The sequence below is a fragment of the Agarivorans sp. D1326 genome, assembly GCF_056958115.1.
Window position 1 is genome coordinate 480,784 of sequence record NZ_JBTWEN010000001.1, and the last position, 21,458, is coordinate 502,241.

The 21,458-nt window shown below is 41.8% G+C and carries 18 protein-coding genes; all 18 read right to left on the reverse strand.

The window, feature by feature from the left end; translation table 11 throughout:
* Nucleotides 1–23: 23 nt before the first annotated feature.
* On the reverse strand, nt 24–986 hold the full coding sequence (locus tag ACYFDN_RS02145) for a Gfo/Idh/MocA family protein (protein ID WP_483509852.1): 963 nt from the start codon (nt 984–986) through the stop codon (nt 24–26).
* Between the two features lie 3 nt (nt 987–989).
* The gene (locus ACYFDN_RS02150) at nt 990–2,051 is read right to left on the reverse strand and encodes a nucleotidyltransferase family protein (RefSeq protein WP_483509853.1); all 1,062 of its coding nucleotides are present in this window, start codon (nt 2,049–2,051) and stop codon (nt 990–992) included.
* Nucleotides 2,041–2,706, reverse strand: a complete 666-nt coding sequence (locus ACYFDN_RS02155) for an acetyltransferase (RefSeq protein ID WP_483509854.1) — start codon at nt 2,704–2,706, stop codon at nt 2,041–2,043. Before ACYFDN_RS02155 ends, ACYFDN_RS02150 begins: the two co-directional genes overlap by 11 nt.
* The gene (gene neuB, locus ACYFDN_RS02160; protein ID WP_483509855.1) at nt 2,699–3,772 is read right to left on the reverse strand and encodes an N-acetylneuraminate synthase; all 1,074 of its coding nucleotides are present in this window, start codon (nt 3,770–3,772) and stop codon (nt 2,699–2,701) included. The genes ACYFDN_RS02155 and neuB overlap by 8 nt, the downstream gene beginning before the upstream one ends.
* A gap of 7 nt (nt 3,773–3,779) precedes the next feature.
* Nucleotides 3,780–4,973 carry a UDP-N-acetylglucosamine 2-epimerase gene (neuC, locus tag ACYFDN_RS02165; RefSeq protein ID WP_483509856.1) on the reverse strand — a complete coding sequence of 398 codons (1,194 nt, stop codon included), beginning with the start codon at nt 4,971–4,973 and terminating at the stop codon, nt 3,780–3,782.
* Nucleotides 4,970–6,142 carry a LegC family aminotransferase gene (locus ACYFDN_RS02170; RefSeq protein WP_483509857.1) on the reverse strand — a complete coding sequence of 391 codons (1,173 nt, stop codon included), beginning with the start codon at nt 6,140–6,142 and terminating at the stop codon, nt 4,970–4,972. The genes neuC and ACYFDN_RS02170 overlap by 4 nt, the downstream gene beginning before the upstream one ends.
* Before the next feature lie 12 nt (nt 6,143–6,154).
* Entirely contained in the window at nt 6,155–7,345 is a 1,191-nt protein-coding gene (locus tag ACYFDN_RS02175) for a UDP-N-acetylglucosamine 4,6-dehydratase (RefSeq protein ID WP_483509858.1), read from the reverse strand.
* 171 nt (nt 7,346–7,516) lie between these two features.
* Complete coding sequence (gene wecA / locus ACYFDN_RS02180) at nt 7,517–8,638, reverse strand: UDP-N-acetylglucosamine--undecaprenyl-phosphate N-acetylglucosaminephosphotransferase (RefSeq protein WP_483509859.1); 1,122 nt, start codon at nt 8,636–8,638, stop codon at nt 7,517–7,519.
* Between the two features lie 39 nt (nt 8,639–8,677).
* On the reverse strand, nt 8,678–9,646 hold the full coding sequence (locus ACYFDN_RS02185; RefSeq protein ID WP_483509860.1) for a Wzz/FepE/Etk N-terminal domain-containing protein: 969 nt from the start codon (nt 9,644–9,646) through the stop codon (nt 8,678–8,680).
* Nucleotides 9,647–9,705: 59 nt separating this feature from the next.
* A complete protein-coding gene (locus tag ACYFDN_RS02190) occupies nt 9,706–12,408 on the reverse strand; it encodes an SLBB domain-containing protein (RefSeq protein WP_483509861.1) in 2,703 nt (900 codons plus the stop codon).
* Nucleotides 12,409–12,668: 260 nt separating this feature from the next.
* On the reverse strand, nt 12,669–13,184 hold the full coding sequence (locus ACYFDN_RS02195; protein WP_483509862.1) for an outer membrane beta-barrel protein: 516 nt from the start codon (nt 13,182–13,184) through the stop codon (nt 12,669–12,671).
* A gap of 256 nt (nt 13,185–13,440) precedes the next feature.
* A complete protein-coding gene (locus ACYFDN_RS02200; protein ID WP_483509863.1) occupies nt 13,441–14,400 on the reverse strand; it encodes a DHH family phosphoesterase in 960 nt (319 codons plus the stop codon).
* Nucleotides 14,401–14,414: 14 nt separating this feature from the next.
* Nucleotides 14,415–15,023, reverse strand: a complete 609-nt coding sequence (cysC, locus tag ACYFDN_RS02205; protein WP_221074105.1) for an adenylyl-sulfate kinase — start codon at nt 15,021–15,023, stop codon at nt 14,415–14,417.
* A 32-nt stretch (nt 15,024–15,055) separates the two neighbouring features.
* On the reverse strand, nt 15,056–16,783 hold the full coding sequence (locus tag ACYFDN_RS02210) for an SLC13 family permease (protein WP_483509864.1): 1,728 nt from the start codon (nt 16,781–16,783) through the stop codon (nt 15,056–15,058).
* Nucleotides 16,783–18,204 (reverse strand): sulfate adenylyltransferase subunit CysN, encoded by a 1,422-nt coding sequence (gene cysN, locus ACYFDN_RS02215; RefSeq protein WP_338625488.1) that lies wholly within the window; start codon nt 18,202–18,204, stop codon nt 16,783–16,785. Before cysN ends, ACYFDN_RS02210 begins: the two co-directional genes overlap by 1 nt.
* A gap of 102 nt (nt 18,205–18,306) precedes the next feature.
* Complete coding sequence (gene cysD, locus ACYFDN_RS02220) at nt 18,307–19,212, reverse strand: sulfate adenylyltransferase subunit CysD (RefSeq protein ID WP_016401676.1); 906 nt, start codon at nt 19,210–19,212, stop codon at nt 18,307–18,309.
* Nucleotides 19,213–19,453: 241 nt separating this feature from the next.
* Nucleotides 19,454–20,536 (reverse strand): dTDP-glucose 4,6-dehydratase, encoded by a 1,083-nt coding sequence (gene rfbB / locus ACYFDN_RS02225; RefSeq protein ID WP_483509865.1) that lies wholly within the window; start codon nt 20,534–20,536, stop codon nt 19,454–19,456.
* Between the two features lie 21 nt (nt 20,537–20,557).
* A complete protein-coding gene (rfbA, locus tag ACYFDN_RS02230; RefSeq protein ID WP_483509866.1) occupies nt 20,558–21,448 on the reverse strand; it encodes a glucose-1-phosphate thymidylyltransferase RfbA in 891 nt (296 codons plus the stop codon).
* Nucleotides 21,449–21,458: the final 10 nt, after the last annotated feature.

Below are 21,458 nucleotides of genomic sequence, written 5' to 3' on the forward strand. Positions count from 1 at the left end.
GTGACGCCTTTAATAACGATAATTTAGTGACTAGCTGCTCTGATTTGCTGGATCAGCTCAACACTCTGCTTAGCCTCTGCGACATCAATGCAGGAATGCTCTCGCCCTTCAATTTTAGAGATAAAATCGGTCAGCATATTCAAATACATTTGGTTCTTATCCCAGTCCGGTTCACTGTAAAGCACTTCATCACCTTTAGCGCTGGCGAGGGTAATTTCGTTTCTTATCAGATCCCACTCTAAGGTACCTAAGCTACCGATAACTCGACACTTTCTAAATGGTTTTCTCTGTAGGAAGTCTAAGTGGATATTCACCACCGCACTTTGACATACAGCAACGATGTCAGCGCAATCTTCCACATCAAGTGACAATTCATCACCAGAGCGTAAGATCGCATACTTCACATCAAGTGAACCAAATAACCACTGCACATAATCAAGCTCATGGCTCAACTCTAGAAGTGCACCACCACCGAGTTCGGCATTGGCAGAAACTCTACTGCGATAATCCTTATTAGGGCGCCAATCCGGCAAGTACTGCCCAACTTCAACATTTACGTTATAAATGTGTCCTACCGCCTGTTGCCCTAATAGCTTCTTAAACGTAATCGCCGATGATAAGTAGCGCAGACAGTAACCCATCGCGACAGGCGTACCATGTTTATCAGCCGCTTGCTGCACAAGCTCGCTATCAGCAACGCTTACGGAAAGTGGTTTTTCTATAAGGACAGGAATGTTCGCCTCAATCAAAGGCAGGGCATGCTTAGCATGAAATGGGGCAGGAGAAGCAACAACAGCGAGCTCAACCTCATGGGGGATAAGTTCATTGACCTCACCCACGACAACATCACAATCAGTGACAACTTCCCGAGGGACTCTTCCACTCGCAGACATGGCAACTAGCTTGCTATTAGGAAACAGTTGCTTGAGGTTTTTACGATGACGAGTGGCAATATTTCCTAGACCAATAACAGCAACACATTTCATCAGTTAGTCCATCCCTAAGGTATGAATGTCAGCTTGCGCACGGTTGAAATCGTCCATACGACCGATGTCTAACCAGTATTCATGGATTGGGAACATCAGAACGTTGTCGCGTTCTTCCATGTGACGCTCAAGCAGCGTTGGCATATCAATACGGTAGTTCTTTGGTACCGAGTTGATGACTCGTGGCGACACAACATAGATACCCGCATTCACAAAGAATCGCTGAATCGGCTTTTCCACCATACTGGTGATTTTGTTGCCTTCGCCGTTAATCACACCATAAGGGATTTGATAGTCGTACTCACGCACACACATTGTCGCGTCCGCCTGGTTCTCCTGATGGAAATCAAGCAAGCGCTGGAAATCTACCTTGGTTAACACATCACCGTTCATCAGAATCAGTGGTAAGTCTGCAGGTAAAGACTCCGGTAAAAGCCCCAGAGCGCCACCGGTACCTAAAGGCTCATCTTCATGCACATAGGTGATCTTAATACCTAGGTCAGAACCATCACCGAAGTAGTTGATGATCTGCTCTGGCATGTAGTGTGTCGAGATATAAAAATTCACAAAACCAGCTTTGACAAAACTGCGGATCACCGTCTCAAGAATAGGTTTGTTACCAATCTTGAGCATTGGCTTCGGGCAAGAGTCTGTCAGTGGTCTTAATCTAGTACCAAAACCACCCGCCATAATAAATACTGGATTTTCGTAGCTTGGCTTGTCAACTAGAGCGCCATGGAGTGTCTCTAGACCGGTAAGTTTGCCATCATCAATCAGCGGGATAAATAGGATATCGAGCTTGTTCATCAGCTCAATCAGTTCTTCTCGAGAGCTCGATGCTTTAGCGGTTATTGGGTTAGAGTTCATGACCTCAGAGACAGCACTATCAAGCCCCTTAGACGCTAATAAACCTCGACGTATATCACCATCTGTTACGACTCCCAGTAAACGATCGTCGTCTGCAACGACCAAAGCAACACGAAGGGCTTCAGAATCAATAATTTCTAATGCGGTTCTGATACTATTCGATGGCGATAAAATCGCTTTCTTCCAACTATTCATCATATTTGATCAACTTATTGTTTTGATTTAATTTAGAAAAAGTCATCGTGTCGTGTTGTACATCTGATAAAATTGTCGAACCAGCACCAACAATACACCGCGAGGCCAAAGTGACTCCTTGAACAACCGTGGCGCCAGCCCCAACATAAACCCCCTCTTCAACAGTAACTTGACCACAAAGTGAAGCTCGAGGTGCTATGTGGCAATACTCTCCAACGTTGCTGTCATGCTCAACAAGTGCAGCGCTGTTAACAACACTATGACGACCTACTGTAGCCCCCGTCTGAATAATAACTGAATGTAAAATTTGAGAACCTTCACCTATTTTTGCAAATGGGGAGATAGATGCGCTGCTCGAGAGAACCGTCTCAAAACGATAACCCAAAGCAAGGAAATACTCGTTCACTTTTCGTTTCAGATTGGACTTTGGCAGAGCTCCGATACCGTTCACTAAGAGCACATCACTAGGAGAAAAACTCAGAACATCACCATCATTTTTTAGATGAGATATTCCCTTAAATACTTCTCTTTGACTGATATCTGCAGGGCTCACAACAGCAATAATGTTTCTTCCTTGACCTAGTAATATCTCAGCAAGAACGGAGGCATGACCGCCTCCACCAATCATTACAATAGGAAGACTCACTTCATCACTCAATGATCAGCTCTCCTGCTTTGTATACTTTGGTTGCTTTAGTGCCAAGAAGTTCCCAATAGCGATAAGGCGACAAACCAGTGCCGGGACGCTTAATTGTAAGATTAGACTCTGTTAGCACTTCACTCTCTTGGATATCCTTTGCTGCCACTAAACTCTTTCGTGCTACTGATTTGTTCTTTACCTCAGAAACTGTCGGTGTTTTTACGCTAGACCCCAGTGCAATCTCAATCTGACGAATAGCTTTAACCATTGCCTCTAGTTCTTGTGGCTCTAGGGAAGCTTTGTGGTCTGGACCTTCCATCTTTTTATCTAACGTAAAATGCTTTTCGATCAAGGCTGCACCACGAGCAACAGCCGCAATTGGAATCGTTATTCCTTCACTGTGGTCCGAATAGCCTGCCGCCAAGTCAAATGCTCGCCCTAGCGTATCCATTGCTCTTAGATTGATTTCTTCCATTGGAGCAGGATATTCCGTCGTACAATGAAGAATTGTTACTTTCTCTTTTAGCGCTTTTTGACCAGCTTCTGATGAATAAGATTCTTGGAATCCTAGCATTGAAGGTTCTGCTTTTTCATCTGCTGTATAACCGAAAGCAATCACTCCAAGTGCTGTCTCAATTTCGGAAAGTGTTGCCATACCTGTTGATACAATAAGGTCACAACCAGTACGAGCATGAGCCAATACAAGAGGAGCGTTCGTTAACTCACCGGAAGGTAACTTCAAGCGTGTTAAACCAAGATCGTTGACTAGGAAATCTAAACTTTCTAAATCGAAAGCTGTTGATAGAAATTCAATACCAAGGGAATCGCAGTATTTGACGAGATCATGGTGGGTTTCGTACGACAGTTCTAAACGGCTTAACATCGCTAACTGAGACTCTTGCTTTTGAGTATTTATTACTTGATATTCAGCTTGCTTAGCCTCTTCGGTAACTAGGTTTTTTGCTTTAAAAGTTTGGAACTTTACTATATCTGCTCCAGCTTTGTGAGCAGCATCGACCAAAGAAAACGCTAGTTCTTCTTGGCCGTTATGGTTTACACCCGCTTCGGCAATAATCAAAGTCATTATTGTCTCACTCCACTTTCATGTTTAAGTCAGGTTCAATGTTTACATCATAAAAAGACTTACAAGGTTCAAAATCCAGTCCTTTAACCATCTCTATGACTTGCTTGCTACTATCACCTTGCCCGTAGGGGTTAGCAATACTTTCATCTTCAGCTTTATACTTTCGGCTCACAGCGAGGCCAATCGCTTTACTTATGGATTCTTTCGTAGCAGAGGTATTTAGAACACTTTTTGCAGCCAAACGCCCCTTTTGTCTGGACCCTATATTCACTGTAGGAACATCAAAGGCTGGTACTTCAATAATACCACTCGACGAATTACCAATAACTGCAGCCGCATGTTTCACCGAGCTTAGATAACGTACTTGCCCTAGTGATGGGATTGCCAAGACACGTTTTGGTTGACTTGCCGCATAATCTTCTAGCATTGGGATAATGCGTCGACCACCGTCATCTGCGTTTGGATAAGTCAATATGACTTGATGATCAGGGTATTCATCCAATGAGTCTAAAAGCGACCTAAAGCTTTTCTCTGGAGATTCAAATCCCAATGTAACAGGATGATAGGTAACAACAAAATAAGGTTCCGTGAGTTCAAAACTTAATGATTCGCTCAACTCAGAAACGGTCATAAAAGACGCTCGGTTTAGGTGGTCTAAACCAATTGCACCAATATTTCTTACACGTGCTGGCGATTCACCAAGTTGAATCACTCGGTTTCGATATTCGTCTGTCGATGTCCCATGTAAGTAGCTCAACTTGGTAATCGCATGACGAATCGCATCGTCATAAGCACCTTCCGTGATCTCACCACCATGAAGGTGAATAATCGGTATACGAAGTATCATGGCTGTTTGTGCTGCGGCGAGCGCTTCAAAGCGATCCCCAAGGATGACAAAAACATCTGGCGCTAGTCGCGACAATGCATCGGCAAAACCTAAAACCCCCAGCCCCATACTTTTCGCTGTTCCTACTGCGGAATCAGAAGACAACAAAATCTCTATTTTCTCATCGATATTGAAGCCATCTTTTTCAATTTGTTTGTAAGTATCACCAAACTCCGGTGATAAATGCATACCAGAAACAAGCAATTGAAGTGTTAAGTCAGGATCGCTTTGTATGTCCTTTAAAAGCCAAAAGAGCAGACCATACTCTGCTCTTGTACCAGTAAAGACCGCAACTTTTTTATGTGTCTGCGTCATGTATGTATTAAACCTACTGAGCCTTTGATTTCCACTGGGGTGCTTGGAAGATTGATTAGGTGTGCCTCAATAAACTCAGAGTAAGTGAGGTCACCACGTATTGCATTCTCAAACATAGGTAACCTGTGCATGAGCTTCCAAATAGGTCGAGTCATCACGCCTGAACCATTTGTGCCTATAAGTACTTCTTCGCGACTTTCTTTGTCCGGACAAATGATTGCATTTAGCCAGTAGTTTGACTGCGCATATTCTGGCTCAGTGACAAATTTAAAATCTGTTCCGTTAAAGAAATCCTTGTAGGCTTCTGCAAGTAGCCTTTTCTTTTTCAGGTATTGCTCAATGACTTCCATCTGAGCACAGCCAAGTGCTGCATTCAGGTTTGGCATACGATAGTTGAAGCCAGGTTCATCATGGAAGAACTCATAGGGATGAGGAACTTTTGCTGTCGTCGTGACATGCTTAGTACGCGCACCAGATTCTTGAGTCTTACATAACACCATGCCACCACCACCAGTGGTAATGATCTTATTGCCATTGAAGCTAACTGCACCAAAATCACCAATAGTACCGGTGTGCTTGCCCTTGTAGAACGAACCAAGACTTTCTGCGGCATCTTCAACCAAAGTGATGTTCCATTTCAAGCAAACGGCAACCAGTTCATCGAGCTCTACAGGGTGACCGAACGTGTGCATTGGTACAACGGCTTTGATTCTTCTGCCTGTTTTTTTATGGATACACTCCGCATCTATGACTTCAGCATTATCTTCTAAAAATGCATCCACAGCCTTAGGGCACAATCCCAGACTCACGGGAGAAACATCCAAAAAAATAGGCTCAGCCCCCATGTGATAAAGAGCATTGCAGGTTGCAACAAAAGTCAAAGCTTGCGTAATAACCAGGTCGCCTCGTTGAACATCAGCCATGTACAATGCAGCATGCAATGCTGCTGTACCATTCACTGTCGCTACAGCTTTAGCCGTACCAGTGTAAGCTTCAATTTTTCTCTCAAAATCATCAACAAACTTACCGACGCTAGAAACAAATGTACTTTCAATTGTTTCCATTACGTACGTTTTTTCGTTGCCATCGAACGTCGGTGCATGTAAGGGAATAAATTCGTTTGTTTTGTAAGTATCTCTCACAAATTTAACAATAGATGCCGCTTTCATTGAATACTCCACTTACATCTTGCTATCGAGGTATTTACCCGTTTCTTTGTGTCCAAAATCAGGGATCATGGTAAAGAACAGTTCCACAATCTGCTCTTTAGTCCAAGCTCGCTCACCTTTCATCTCAGAAATACTATTTTCAAACAAAGTAAGAAGTTCTTGCTCATAAAGAGGAGCATTTTTGATGATGCCCAGATTTTCGAATCGAGACATATCCAGCTCTTCTTTATCTGTAAAAAACTCTTCGAAGTCTTTTTCACCCGTTGTATCACTTGCAGTGAACAAACATGGCCACTTGCCCTGCTCTGGAAGCGTATGTGCAAGCTGGCGTGCTTCTTCTTCTGTTTCACATAGGTGAGGTTCAAAATCAAGTTGCTCTAGGTATTTCACCGCAATATCTGCAAACGAAATAAGATGTAGAGCTTCGCTCAGTTTCGGGAAGAAAATGTCGCGGTTTTCGCCAAAGATACAAGACATTAAACATAGCTCTCCCGACTCTTGAGGAGTAACAAAGTAACGCTTGATGTCGTTTGGTGCTACGATAGGTTGGCGTTTTTGGATACGTTGGTTAAATCCGTGTAGCAGTGAGCCATCAGAGAATGCAACATTTGCAAAGCGAGCAGTAGAGATTGCTATTTGCTCACTTTTACGCATAAGGAACATCTCCATAATGCGCTTTGATGCCCCCATCATATTGACTGGATTTGCGGCTTTGTCTGTTGAAACACAAAAGTATTTTTTTGCTCCTGCATCTATAGCCTGTTGAATCGTTTTATCTGTATTAAATACGTTTACATCAATCATACGCATCAATGTATAAGGGTCTTTCTCACTTCTAACATGTTTAAGTGCAGATAGGTTTAGCACATAATCGAACTTTCCATCGGCTTTAATGAATGCATCGTACTCTTGAGAACCAATGTCTAAAGCAAATGTTTGGAAGTCACCATCAATGTACCCAAATGAGCTACGGATATCTCGAACAAGTTCTACCATATTGTTTTCACTAATATCGACAACATGTAGCTTCTTAGGGTTACGTTTGAAAATCTCTTTAGTTACGGCTTGTCCGATTGAGCCAGCGCCGCCTAAAACTAAGAAAGTTGATTCCGATACGATATGTTTTAGCTTTACTGCTTGGCTCGTAATATCTGCACTGAATAGTTCTTTATCTCGGCCGATAAGAGACAAGATATTGATCATACTAACGATTCCTGATTGCTTTTCGATTACTCGTTCTCAGGGTTTACGTTTGCGCTGAGACGATTTTCATTCATATTGAGACAGCAAAACTTTACTAGCTCAACTTGTAACTATATTTATTTTACTTTTGTAAACCCGCCCCAAAAGAGCGTTTTCTATAAAAGTCTTTGTCTAAGCACTTTCTTGCTTGGCTCTAGAAAGTTTTAGTTGATTAACACGCCGCATGCGTCTAAATGCTTTCACTCTTCGGAGCGCTATTAGCAAGCGCCATACATGCTTTAACACCTTCAAATAACCAATAAACATCACTAAAAACAAACCAAAAGAAAACCAATCAGGAGCATTAAAACAGTTAAGCAATACACCTACCATAGATATACTAAAGCTTAGTAAGGTGATGCAAATAAGTGTTTGCCTTGAAGTAAAACCGGCCCGCATAAATATGTGGTGCAAGTGGTCTCTGTCAGGCTTAAAAGGTGATTGCCCCTTTCGCTTGCGCCTAATCATTACCCCCGCCATATCCATAAGTGGGATAGCAATAACCCACAAAGCGGTTACGGGTTTAAAGGCTGGCACTTCACCTTGCGAGCCTATCGCCAGCAACCAAACCACACTTAAGCCAACAAACATTGACCCTGCGTCACCCATGAAAATTTTACTCCGCTTGGGGTTATCCGCTCTAGTTAGGTTGAATATAAGATAGGGAATTAGCGCGACTACCAAGCAAAGAGCTATCCAAGATTCCAACACAAAACCTTCTAATATGAACAAAAGTGATAGCGACAGCATGCTAGTAAACGTTACACCACCAACTAAACCATCGATGCCGTCGACCATATTGTAGGCGTTAATAGCCCCCATAATGGCCAAGTAAGTAAATGGTACAGCTGCCCAGCCAAGGTGGATATCGCCCATTACTAATAAGTTGCCTAAGTTCTCTATACGGTCTCCGCTTGCAAACATCATTACGCTGGCGGCAACTATTTGGCAGAACATACGTAAACGTACACTTAAGTCATATTTGTCATCTAGCATCCCCACTAATAGAATACCGCCAGAAGCTAACAAAAAGTACTTAAATGAAATATCATAACCCTGAGCGATAACCAATAAAGAAAGTACAAAGCCTATATATACGGCTAAACCACCAATAAGAGGGATAGCACCTACATGTAGCTTTCGCTCATTGGGTTTGTCTACCAGTTCATGTTTAATCGCAATCGGTTTTAATACTTTAATCGCGCTGTAAGTGCCTAAAAAGGCAACCAGTAAAGATAGTATAAAGGTACTCATCTGTATCAACCTTTACTTATAAAGCGAATAGAACAATGACTAAACATCAGAGTGCCCTTTAGCAAAGTGCCGAACCAGTACCAGCATCACACCAAACATCCCCCCTAGTAAAGTCCCCAATACACAAATAAGTGCGCGTTTGGGTTTTACTTTTCTCTCTGCCACTACTGCGGGATCTACTACTTTAAATACGAAGTCATCATTTGCTTCTGCTAACATTAAGGTTTTAGTTTGCTCTTCTATAAGTTGGTAAAACACCGTTTGCATTTGTGCCACAGATGTTTTCTCTAATTGCTCTTTTAAGTAGTTAATATTAGCTAATGTTTCTTGCTGACTTCGTTGCTGCATTACCAGGTTAATATCTTGAACCAACCAATTTACCCACTGCTGGGCCACTATTGGTGAAATATGTTCAGCGGCAATAGTCACTAAACCTGTTTCTGTACTCGTTGCTACACTCAAAACTCCTTTAAAAACTTCATAGCTCTCTTGCATAGAGGGCTCAGCTTGTCTGGGAGCCTTAAAGTCGCGCTTCCATTGATTAGATTGAGAATCAAAGACCTCTGGGTTATAGCTCAACTCTCCGCTAACTGAATTCCACTCTTTTGCAGCCATTAAATCGGGTTTTATTTGATACCTATCTAAAAAGCTTTTAAAAAACTGCCGAGACTTTAGCACCTCAATCGCTAAAGTAGTTTGATCGGTTCCACCGCCTGCATTTAAATTAATTCCAGCTAGTGAAGCTAAACCACCAAACTGAGCAGCCATACCACTTAGCTTATTACTCTCTTGGTTAGAGGCCGCTAGCAATGCATTTGCTCGATAGACGTTTGGTTGCTTTATCGCAAATAATACAGAGCCTATAGCAAACACAGCAGTACAAGCAATAATTAGCCATTTGCCGCGCCAAATAATTGAGAACAATTCGCGCAGATCAATTTCATCTGCTGCGACTTGTTCGGAATAAGCCGGTGGATATGCTTGACGTTGTTGCACTTGTTGAGTCATAAATCTCTAAATATTCTATTAATCTAATCTTATGTAAACCAAGCTTACAGCTGAGTCAGTTACTTATTGATGGCGTTAACTGCTACGCCAATTTGATACATAATTTGGGTTACTGCTGTCCAAGTGCTCAGGGCATCTCGGTAATCGGTGTCAATTGGCACAACAATGGTGTCTCCTGGCTGCAATGGCTGCTTACTATTTTTAAACCAAAAGCCAGATTCTGGCTTGTACACAGAACCATTAGCGCGCACTACAAATACTCTATCTTCGTCAGCTTGCTTTTTAGCCCCGCCGGCAAAATTAATGTAGTCTTTAAAGCTGTATTGTTCGTCAAGAAGATAAGAAGTAGATATTTGTACCTCGCCCATAATTGTTACTGTATTACGGTATTGGGGCACATAGAGCATATCTTGATCTTCTAACATAAAGTCTTTAGACGAGTCCGCTAAAAGAATGGAAGGAAGGTCAACTACCATTCTACCTAGCGCTTTTGTGCCGCTCATTTCTTGAATTAAGTCTAACTGCTCCGATGGGCTAGAAGTGGAAGAAAAGCTACCTGGGCCAGATTGACGAAGGCTCTTTTTAGCGACTTCTTGGCGAATACTTTCTGCATAAGCGTCTATTTGCATTTGCTCACGCACACGAAGCGCTTCTCGAGTGAATACAGCACCATCTTGGTGGGCGTACTCGGTTAAACCGCCTGCCCTATTGATTAAGTCGCCAAGGGTTTCTCCGCGCTTAATCACATAAGTACCAGGGAACCGCACTTCGCCTTGTAAACTCACAGTACGCTGCTTACGTAAGTTAGGAATGGCCAGAACATTAAGCCTATCTCTGGCTTGCAGTACCAAGTTTTGATCTGGATTGCCTTGTAAAACATCATTTAAATCTAAGCGTAGCAAGGTAACGTCAGCGTTAGCGTCTTGAACAACAGTTCTAGTTAACTCGCTATGAAGGGCATAAGCGCCATTTTTTAGACCACCCGCTGCATCAATTAGGTCTTTAACTTTGTTCTTATTTGTAATTGGGTAAACACCTGGAAATTTAACTTCGCCAAACACTTCTACAATGTTTAATTCGCGTCCGGAATTAGACTGTTCTTGTAGCATGATGAGAATAGGCGCTAATAACTTTTCTCGTGTTGATGAAAGTACTTTTTTAACTTCGCCTTCCGAAATATCGGCAATTTTTGCAATGCGCTTTAAATCATCTTCACTAAACTCATCTGTTATATTTGAGTTTTGGTTTTGGTTTTGGTTTTGGTTTTGGTTTTGGTTTTGGTTTTGGTTTTGGTTTTGGTTTTGGTTTTGAAATAAAACGCCGTTTTCAGGCTGACCAATCGTTTGATTAGCTAAGTGCTCTGCATTTTCTAGCTTTGAGTTTAAAGCTGCCGCATCGGCACTGAGTAAATCTTTTTCCTTAGATCCAATTTGAAATGCTTCGCTAAACAGCTCTAAATCGTATTTAGTAAACACCAATAGTTCATCTTCTGGCTTAAGCAAGATATTGTCAGCTGAGTGTTTTTCTGTAATAGCTTTCTCTAAATTGATTTGAAGAACAGAAATAGTACGGTCGCTGTTCTTACGTATAACTAAGCTATAATTTAGATCACTACTGTTATTCAAGCTTCGTTGTAAATTGGGCAGTATATCTGAAACTCGCAAATCTTCACGCCATTGATATCTGCCGTCTCTAGCGACGTTACCTTTGAGTGATACATAGTTGGGTGAACGCTTATCCACTTGCTCAATAGTTAAAAAGTCACCATTTCGTAGTTTCATCTTAAGATCTGTCTTAGATTTAAGATCCAAAGTAACTAGGTCAATTAAGCCTTCGTTAGTAATTCTCTCTAATCTAGCCGATTTCTTAAACGCTTTGGTTGTATAGCCACCAGCAGTTCGAATTAAACCAGCGATAGATTCTTCACCACTAATCTCATAAATAGCAGGGCGAACCACTTCCCCTTCAACACTGACGGTATCGCCAAGTGGGCCAACAAAAACTACATCCCCACTGCGCAACTGGAGGTCGTTACTGGTATTTCCACTTAAGAGCAAATCATACAAATCGAAGCGGCTAACTAATTGCCCATCTCTTAACAAACGAATATCTCGTAAGCTACCTTGTTGGTTTACACCACCGCTGGCATACAAAGCATGGGTAATAGTAGATAACGAGCTAACTAAATACTTACCAGGCTGAAATGCATCTCCTAATACAAATACTTCTACTGTACGAAGCTCACCCATAGTGATATTGCTTCGTACACCAATTTTTTTCTCTTGTATTTGCTGAGTAATAAGTTCTCGAACCTGGTTAAATGTTAATCCAGAAACATTAACTGGGCCCAATTCCGGAAAGCTAATACTGCCATGACGATTAACCTTGAATTCAAAAGTACCATTCTCTTTACCAAACAATTGCACGTTTAGCGTATCCCCGGGGCCCAGTCGGTAGTTGTCGGTAACAGGAATATTATTAAGAGGTGCGAAAGTAGTGGGTTGTGTGGCAAAAACATCTAAACCAAAACGTTGTAATTCTGCAGTCTCACCAGCACTATTCTTGTCTGCAAGCGCTTGTTCTTCCGCCTGTATGTCTCTTTTTTGAGGCAACTGAGCTTGCTGGTCAACATTAGCTTGTGAAGGGACAGAGTTCGATTTTGAGAATTGCGAAATATCTACGCCGTACTGTTTGGCTAGAGCGGCTTGTTGATCTGCTGGCAGGCTTTTTAGTTGTTGAATTTGATCTGGGCTAAGATTCATAGCTAGGACTAAATTGGATACAGTTAACATCCAAACAACAATGAGACTTCTAAGTCCAAATTTCATTCTGTATTCTTCTCTTTCTCAATCAACAAATTTAGCTGTGAAAACACAATTAACAACGAGCTCGATAATACTTCAATTTACTTCTTTACGTAAACTTACATTTGCCGTTTTAGCCAGACAAAGCTTTAAGTAACAACAAGTGTTTATTACTTAAGCATTTTTTATATTTAGTTAACTCTAGCTTTAATCAAACCTTAGAAGCGATATTGAAAGGCCAAGTTTAAACCACCAATTTTTGCTTTATCGGTATTCAAGCTATTTAAGTATTCAAGGGTAAGTGCTGTTTGTTTACCTAGGGCATAGTGAGCCCCCAAGCCAAAGCTCATACCTGTTTCGGTACTATTGCCTTTGTTTTGCTGGTCTAATTTGGCACTAGAACCACCGACAAGTGCATAAATGGCCGTTTGATCGGTAATAGGTACATTACCCTTTACCAATAACGAGGCTAACCCGTCTACTGATATACCACCAGATCGACCAGTCGATACACCATAGCGTCCTTCCAGGGCAACATAGTCATTAAAGTAGTGGCCTATTTGAGCTTGAAACAATAGCGGACGGCCGCTTTCAGCTGAAGAGCCGTCAATGTTATATTCTGTTGATGTGTAGGAAAAAATAGCGCCAGCATAAGTGTTGGCTTGCGTACTTCCACTAGCTAATAGAAAGAAGAGAAAACTGAAAGAAGTTTTTAAGCGATTTGACACTACCACGGAGCGATTCCCTGCACTATACAATAATGGGGGAAAAGTATAACACAGCAATTTTATGGATAAATACCATCTGTAGTCCAACAGTTTGATATTCAAGCGCTTTACAATGGTTTAAATACTATTAATTGTTTTAAAAACAGCAGCCTAGATCGCTGAAAGGCCTTTCTGGAAAAGATGGATATTTTACCTATTTTTGATGCGGCACAAATATAACAACCAACAACTGCTTAAATAACCAACAGAAAAACTAATTTAGCTAAGAATAATACCTTTCTATGTCGCCAATAAGCTGCTTTAGTAGCTCATTGTCAAAATGATTAACTCCAGCGGCAGCTTCTCGCCCTCCCCCTGATTCATAGTTACTACAAATTTCCCCTGCCCCATATTTTTGAGAAAGAGGGGCGCGCAAGCTAACTACTGCTGCTTGACTATCAATTTCGGTTAAAACCAAATGCGCCAGTGAGGGGTGTTGGTTTGCTTGTTGATTACCAAAAACGCCGCTTATCCGTCTAGCCCAAGCCGCGTTAGGTAAGATAGTTACTTTTACAATAGAGCTTTGGTAGTGAGCTTTTACGCTGTTGGCAAGATTCATATCTTCTTGATAAGCATTTTTTAGCTGATGATAGGCAGATTGACTATCAGCAACAGCTTCAAATGGGGAGGAGTATTCAAGCAATTGTTTAAATAGCATAGCAGGGTCATAATGAAGATCGGCTAGCGCAGCACCATACCCGTTGTAATTAACTAAAGTGCCTAGCTCTTTTAACTGTTTGCATTGCAACTCGCTTAATTGAGCTTGCTGACACAAAGCATCTGCTTTCGCAATTAGGTTATCACCAAAAGCAGCAGCAATTGCCCAATGGTGATATTTTCCCTTAAGCTTTTCATCAACCAAAAGTGCAGTGCAAACATCCGTATCGGTATTAATATCTGCTAGCAGATTTGGGTGCGTTGGTATTTCACCGGGGCGATGATGGTCAACATAATGCACATTAGCGCCTACATCTAAGGCTCGCTGTAAACCATCTTGGTTTTTTTCCATAGAAATATCGAGCACGGTGACTTGATCATTTGGCTGAAACTCAAAATCGTTCATCAACTTATTTTCACGCTTAACCCCTGTAAGCAAAATACTGTCTTGGGGCTCGTTTAAACGAAGCTGAATCAGAGAAATAATGCCGTCAGCATCACCGTTAAAGATATCTATGTGTCGCAAAGAGAACCTCGTTACTAAGCCTTAACAATACCAGCACTAATAAGTGCATTTACCACGAACTCTGCACACTGTTCGACCGATTTACCATCGGTTTGCACGTGTACATCAGCTTTTTCTGGCGCCTCGTAGGCAGAGCTAATACCGGTGAAGTTTTTAATCTCGCCGCTACGTGCCTTTTTGTACAAGCCTTTTGGATCACGCTGCTCACACACTTCTAAGGGCGTATCAATAAACACTTCAAAAAATTCGCCATCACTAAGTTGATTGCGAACTAAAGAACGGTCCGCTTTAAAGGGGGAAATAAAAGCGGTAGAGACCACTAAACCAGCATCTACAAACAGCTTGGCTACTTCACCAATACGGCGAATGTTTTCTACTCGGTCAGTGTCTGAAAAACCTAAATCACCGTTTAGCCCATGGCGAACATTGTCACCATCCAGAACATAAGTATGAACACCACGTTGATACAATAAGTAATCAACTGCGTTAGCAATAGTAGACTTCCCTGAGCCGCTTAAACCAGTAAACCAAAGTACGCAGGGTTTGTGGCCTTTTTTCATCGTGCGCAACTCTCGATTAACACTATGATTATGCCAAACCACATTCTCGCTCTTTTTATCCATAACTCGCCTACTCTGCTATTTAAATAAAATCACTATAAAGGAAAAACTATTGGAACCAATACCAAAACCACCAAGCCATAAACCAAGGCTACCGGTAAACCTAATTTAACAAAGTCTCGCAAACTGTAGCGACCGGCGTTATACACCATTAAATTAGTTTGATATCCATAGGGGCTTACAAAGCTAGCACTCGCTGCAAAAGCTACCGTCATAACAAAGGTCATCGGGTTAGCTCCTAATGCGTTAGCCAAACCATAAGCTAAAGGAAACATTAAGGCTGCCGCAGCATTATTGGTAACCAACTCGGTAAATATCCAAGTTAGTAGGTACACTGCCACTAAACTCAGCATAAACCATTGGCCACTTAAGCCGCCGTTGAACAAGCCCTCAAGCAATTCCACTAAACCTGCATTGTGCATCGCCTGCGACAATGCCAAAGCTGATGCAACTATTAACCAAATTTCTTTAGGAAAACGGCGTACTAATTCACTGGGTGTTAAGCACCTGAAAAAGATTAAACCACCTAACAAAACAACCATAGCTTTAAATAGACTAACCAAGCCAATCGCTGCTGCACCCACGGCTAGAACAAAGCCACCAATTGCAATAAGCTCTGAAGCACCATTTAGACGAGTATCGGGCTCAACCCCACTTACCACGATAAAGTTTTTGCTAAGGTTAGTTCGCGACTTAAAATCGGCGCCAACCGCCAACACCAAAAAGTCTCCGGCCTGCAGGGTTATTTCGCCTAGCTTCCCTGATACTCTTTCGCCATCTCGCTTAATTGCCACAACCGCTGCATCGAAGCGTGCACGAAATCCGGCGCCTTTTAAGCTTTTCCCCACTAACATGCTTTCTGGGCGAATAACTACTTCGGTAAGGTTAGAGCCCAATAAGCCATTTGAATCAGCAAAGGTTTGTAGTCCAGAGAACTGATTGAGTTGCATAACTTTTGTAACGTCGCCGCTAAAAATAAGCCGGTCGGCTTGTTGCATCACTTCGGTGGGAGCTACCGGGCTAATCAGTTTTCCATCTCGAACAATTTCCACAAGGAACAGAGACTCCAAGTGGCGCAGCCCGTTTTCTTCAACACTCTTACCTATTAAGGCAGAATCTGCTTGAATCTTGGCGTCAATGAAGTAGCGATGATAATGATTTTCTTCACGCTGGTGATCAGGTAAATAGCGTGAAAAAAACGCCAAAGTAAAACCACAAGCCACCACTGCAACCAAGCCTATTAAGGTGAAATCAAAAAAGCCCAAACTTTCACCAGTGCTCTCAAGCAGCAAGCTATTTACGATAAGGTTGGTAGAGGTACCAATTAAGGTAAGCGTTCCACCTAAAATAGCCGCGTAAGATAAGGGCAATAATAAGCGGCTAGCGCTGTGATAAGGATTATTACGAATTGGCGCCAATAAAGTGGCAACTACCGCGGTATTATTTAAGGCAGCAGAAGACAGCACCGTAGTGGAATATAATCGAAGCCAAGTAGAACGAAGCGATGGTTTAATGATGGAGGCCGCTAGCACTCGCAATAATCGTGTTTTTTCCAAGGCTATCGAGCATAACATTAAAAGAACCAAGGTCATTAAACCTTGATTCGATACACTAGCTAACAGCTGATCGCTACTAACTAGATCAAGCACGAACAGCAGTAGCATCACCCCACCAAAGATTTTAGCAGGATACTGCTGATAACGAATTAAAGACGCAATGGTGCCAATGAAAATCACTAGCACCAATATGGCCTGAATGCTCATTACTTAAGTAATTCGCTTAAGTCTTTAGCATCCCAATGCGGGAAGTGTTTACGAACTAGCGCATTAAGTTCTAATTCAAATGCAGAGAACTCTTGCTGCTGCCCGGCTTCTTCTAAACTACCCTTTGCGGTAATAATACCGGCACCTACAGTTACATTAGAAATACGGTCAATAATAATAAATGAACCAGTGCCTTTGGCTTTGTTATAGGCATCAAAAGCAACTTGCTGGCTAAACTGAACTTGGCAAGAACCAATCTCGTTTAAGCCTAGGCGAACAGCTTCTTGCTCTTCTAAGGTATTCACATCTATTTGGTGCTCGATCTTAGCGATAGAGCCTGAAGTGGTTTTAGACGCTAGTTTAAAATCGTATTGTTTGTTAGCAATCATTGGCTCTTCGGCCATCCAAACAATGGTTGCTTCTGCGCTGCTGGCTACCCAAGGTTTATTGTTGCTATGCACCAGCATGTTTCCGCGACTTGCATCAATTTCATCTTCTAAAGTAAGAGTTACCGCCATAGGCGCGTAAGCTTCATCAATTTCACCATCAAAGGTGACGATGCTTTTCACTTTCGAGGTTTTGCCTGAAGGTAACGACGTTACTTCATCGCCTTTGCGAACAACACCAGAGCTGATCGTGCCGCAGAAACCACGGAAATCTAGGTTTGGACGATTAACGTATTGAACAGGGAAACGGAAGTCATCAAAGTTTTGTCCGGCACTAATTGGCGCACTTTCCAACATACCCATCAAGGTTTCACCGTGATACCAAGCGCTTTGTTCGCTGCGCTCTACCACGTTATCACCATTTAAGGCAGAAATTGGTACGAACTTGATGCTATCGATATTCAAATTCTCAGCAAACTTTTGATACTCTGCTTTGATCTCTTCAAATCGAGCTTCTGAAAACTCGACCAAATCCATTTTGTTAATGGCTACAATTACTTGCTTAATACCCAATGTTGATACGATAAAGCTGTGGCGGCGAGTTTGTACTTGCACACCATAGCGGGCATCAATCATTACAATGGCTAAATCACAATTCGATGCGCCAGTTGCCATATTTCGGGTGTATTGTTCATGACCTGGAGTGTCGGCAATAATAAACTTACGCTTTTCTGTAGAGAAATAACGGTAAGCAACATCAATGGTAATGCCTTGCTCACGTTCCGACTGTAAACCGTCAACCAATAGCGCTAAGTCAAACTCACCATCTGTGGTATTAAAACGTTTTGAATCATTTTTGATGGTTGCTAACTGATCTTCAAAAATCATTTTTGAATCATGCAATAAGCGACCAATTAAGGTGCTTTTACCATCATCAACGCTACCACAGGTTAGTAAACGTAGTAGCTGTTTCTGTTCATGTTGTTGTAAGTACTCTTCGATATCTGAAGCAATCAATGTTGATTGATGAGACATGGTATCCTCGCTTTCCTAGCTTTCGCCAGCGTCAAAATTCTTGTTCTGTTCCCACCCAATAACTTGAGCGGGTAAATACTGTTTAGAAGCCTGCTATTTCCTTTAGAAATAACCTTCCATTTTCTTCTTCTCCATTGACCCAGCACTATCATGGTCAATCACGCGACCTTGTCGTTCAGAGGTTTTAGTCAACAGCATTTCTTGAATAACTTCAGGTAAAGTTGTAGCTTCCGACTCTACGGCTCCGGTAAGTGGGTAACAACCTAAAGTACGAAAACGTACCATTTTGTGTTGAATTTCCCCTTCTTCAACCGGCATACGCTCATCATCTACCATGATTAAAGTGCCGTCACGCTCAACGACAGGGCGCTCTTGAGACAAGTAAAGAGGAACAATTTCTATGTTTTCTAGGTAGATATACTGCCAAATATCTAACTCGGTCCAGTTAGATAGCGGGAATACTCGAATGCTTTCGCCTTTGTTTACTTTAGAGTTATAAGTATTCCAAAGTTCAGGACGTTGTGATTTTGGATCCCAACGGTGGTTTTTATCACGGAATGAATAAACTCGCTCTTTTGCTCGAGACTTCTCTTCATCTCGACGCGCTCCGCCAAAGGCAGCATCAAATTGATATTTGTTTAATGCTTGCTTTAAGCCTTGAGTTTTCATCACATCGGTGTGCACTGCACTACCGTGAGTGAAAGGGCCAATACCCATTTCAAGACCTTCAGGATTCTTATGCACTAGCAATTCGAAATCGTATTTTTCTGCCATGCGGTCACGGAACTGGATCATTTCTTTAAATTTCCAGTCGGTATCTACGTGCAGTAATGGGAAAGGAATTTTTCCGGGGTAGAAAGCTTTACGCGCTAAATGAAGCATTACCGCGGAGTCTTTACCCACAGAGTACAGCATTACCGGGTTGTCGAATTCAGCCGCTACTTCACGGATGATATGGATACTCTCGGCTTCTAATGCTTTAAGATGAGTTAAGTTATAATTTTCCATTTAGTCTTCAGCTCTTAATTCGTTATATCGTTATAGAATATAAAACAAGCTCAGACTAACTGATAAAGCTGACTACTACTAGTAACCGCGCTATAACATTATGCTACTTTTAATAACCTGAGATTCTAAGAAGATAAAAGTCTATGAGATTAGAGAGTATACAACTGGAGCTGTACTCGTCGTTTTTATTATAGATAAACCTGTAAGACATGGAGAAAAGCACGTTTTTGCGACATTAAACTTACTCTTGGTAGAGGGCTTTCAACCAATCTTGAGCCCTTAGATACCAATCTATGGTAAGTTCTATGCCTTGTTCAAAAGATACTGCTGGCTCATAACCCAATTCTAGTTGAGTTTTTCTGGCATCAATGGCATATCTGCGATCATGTCCAGCTCTATCTCCAACAAAACTTATTAACGATTCAGCATTACCTGCAATAGCAGCTTTAGCCAAAGGGTACTGAATAGCCAAACTAGATGATTTTCTGAAACGTTGGTTTAATAATCGACAAACCAACTTTACGATTTCGATGTTAGTCCACTCATTATTACCGCCGATATTGTAGCTTTCCCCGATACGCCCCTTATCTAGAACCAACTCTATACCTCGAACGTGGTCTTCGACAAAGAGCCAGTCTCGAACTTGCATACCATCACCATAAATAGGTAACGCTTTATTACTTAGTATATTAGTAATAATTAGTGGGATAAGTTTTTCCGGGAAATGAAATGGACCGTAGTTATTTGAACAATTGGAGGTTGTGACTTCCAGACCGTAGGTATGGTAGTAAGCTCGGACTAAGTGATCACTAGCGGCCTTGCTAGCAGAGTAAGGTGAGTTGGGCGCGTATTGAGTATCTTCTGCGAAAGCTGGGTCATTGGGCTCAAGTGATCCGTAAACTTCATCTGTACTAACGTGATGAAAGCGATGTGCTAACGGCTGTATATCTTGGGCAATTGGTTGGTCAATCCATACTGTTTTAGCCGCTTTAAGTAAACTGTAGGTTCCGATAATATTGGTTTCAATAAATGCATCAGGTCCAGTAATTGAGCGGTCGACGTGAGACTCTGCTGCGAAATGTACAATGGTATTAAGCTCTTCTTCAACTAACAAATTCAGCACCAAGTCGGTATTACAAATATCTCCCAACACAAATTTGAAATTATCGTTAATTTCTACATCAGATAGGCTTTCTTTATTTCCTGCATAAGTCAGAGCGTCTAAAACAACAATTTGATCATTGGGGTGATTTTGTAACCAGTAGTGCACAAAGTTGGCACCAATGAACCCAGCACCACCGGTTACCAATATTCGTTTACTCATATCTCTTTTCACTATCAAAACTTATGGCACAAGGGCATTTAGGTACTTACCGTAGGCGTTATTTAGCATTGACGCAGCTAAGGCTTTTAGCTGTTGTACATCAATTAACCCTAACCGGTAGGCGATCTCTTCTGGGCAGCACACTTTCAAACCTTGTCGTTTTTCCAAAACGGCAATAAACTGTGCGGCTTCTAGCAACGAATCATGTGTGCCCGTGTCTAACCAGGCACTACCACGACCAAGTAACTGAACTTGCAATAAACCTTTGTCCAAATATAAGTTTATAAGATCTGTAATTTCTAGTTCACCGCGCTTAGAAGGTTTAAGCTGTTTAGCTAAGTCAACTACTTGATTGTCGAAAAAATAACAACCCGTAACTGCAAAACTAGACTTAGGTACTTCTGGCTTTTCCTCAATAGACAACACCTTTCCATCTTTATCAAATTCCACAACCCCATAGCGCTCAGCGTCGGTAACATGGTAACCAAACACACACGCCCCGGTACGTTGTTTGGCTGCAGTACTTAATGCTAGAGGCAAGCCCTGCCCGTAAAACAAGTTATCTCCCAATACCAAACATGCAGCACAGCCATCAAGAAAGGTCTCAGCAATCAATAGTGCTTGAGCAATACCATCAGGGGTGTTTTGTTCAGCATATTCAAACTTTAGTCCCCACTGAGTTCCATTACTTAAAAGTTTTTTGAAACGAGGGAGGTCGTCGGGAGTAGAGATAATTAGGATGTCTGTAATTCCAGCTAGCATTAATGTAGCTATTGGATAATAGATCATCGGTTTGTCATAAATTGGCATTAACTGCTTACTAATCACTTGCGTAATCGGGTATAAACGAGTCCCAGACCCTCCGGCCAAAACTATTCCTTTACGTCGCAAAACAACCTCTAACAAAATCATAAAGCATTAA